Source organism: Streptomyces sp. 13-12-16, assembly GCF_002114215.1.
In the GTDB taxonomy this organism is placed as follows: domain Bacteria; phylum Actinomycetota; class Actinomycetes; order Streptomycetales; family Streptomycetaceae; genus Streptomyces.
This window is the reverse complement of the sequence record NZ_NCTE01000796.1, coordinates 1-1354: the sequence shown is the minus strand read 5'-3', so window position 1 is coordinate 1354 and position 1354 is coordinate 1. Positions and strand designations below refer to the sequence as shown.

1 protein-coding gene is annotated in these 1354 nt (G+C 72.2%); it reads right to left on the bottom strand.

Annotation, left to right across the window (positions count from 1 at the left end; genetic code table 11):
- Window positions 1-219 precede the first annotated feature (219 nt).
- The coding region (locus B7767_RS29135; RefSeq protein WP_256923611.1) for an LCP family protein at window positions 220-1354 on the bottom strand (1135 nt) is incomplete at its 5' end.

Below are 1354 nucleotides of genomic sequence, written 5' to 3'. Positions count from 1 at the left end.
CCCTTCGGACGCCCGGTCTCGGTCTTCCCGGTGCGCGCTCCTCCTCACGGCGGGGCCTCTCGGGCACCGGCGCACCGGACCGTCACATTAACCGCCCGGTTCGCCGTGGGGCGACGTCGGCCTTGAATTCTCAGGTTCCTTACAGCGGGCAATGCGTGCATTTCCTGAACCAAGGGTCCGTTGCTGCGAGCGGCCCTTTTGCCGGTCTTGGGGTTCGCTCTACCCGCAGACGTCCTCGGCGGCGGAGTTGCCGGAGAACGTGGGCGCCGGAGACGCCCCGCCGGGACCGCCGTCCGGTGCGGAATCCCGCGCGACCGGCGCGATCGCCACGGGCCGGTCCGCACGCAGCCGGGCGAACAGCTCCTCCGCCGCGGGCTGCGCGAGCTGGTCACGATTGGCGTCCCCGCTGTACGGCTCCCGGGGAACGGTCAGGAACCGCACCCGCGCGGTGGGGATCTCGCGCAGCCCGCGCGCGAGGTCGTACAGGCCCCGCAGGCTGGCCAGTTCCGGATCGGTGGTGAGCGACGAGGTGGCCGCGTCCAGAACGGGATACAGCTTCACCGGGTTCAGCAGGACGTCATTGCCGCTCACCTTGTTCACGAGCGCGCCGAGGAAGCGCTGCTGCCGTTCCATACGGCTGGTGTCGCTGCCGTCGCCGAGGGTCTTGCGGGCCCGGACGTAACCGAGCGCCTGCTCCCCGTCCAGCGTCACCCGGCCCGCCGGCAGTCTCAGTCCGGCGTCCTCGTCGTCGACGGGCTCGCGCAGGCACACCTCGACACCGCCCACCGCGTCGACCATGTCCTTGAAACCGTCGAAGTCGACGACGACGTGGTGGTCGACGCGGATGTCCGTGAGTTTCTCGACGGTGCGGATGGTGCAGGCGGAACCACCCACCGCGAAAGCCGAGTTGAACATCGTGAACACCGGCTCGGAACGCGATCCGTCGGGGCGGCGGCAGCCGGGCACGTCCACCATCAGGTCCCGGGGGACCGACACCGCGGTGGCGCTGCGCCGGCCCGCCGACAGGTGCAGCAGGATCACGGTGTCCGAACGCTCCGTCCCCGCGTCCCGCCCGTAACGGGCGTTCTCCTCCCCGGAGCGCGAGTCCGAGCCGATCAGCAGGATGTTCCGGGCGTCCTCGGCGAGCGCCGTGGGCCGTTCCTCCTCGAACCGCGCGAGTTCGGCGGCCGCCGCCTCGTCCGGGGTGATGTTCCCCTCCAGCTTCATGTACACCGCCCACCCGGCACCCGCGGCCGCGAGCAGTACGACGGCGACGGCGAGCCCGGTGCCGCACGCCCAGCGCCGCCGCCGGCGCCGGGCCCGCCCCCGCCCGCTCGCCGAGGACCCCGTCCCC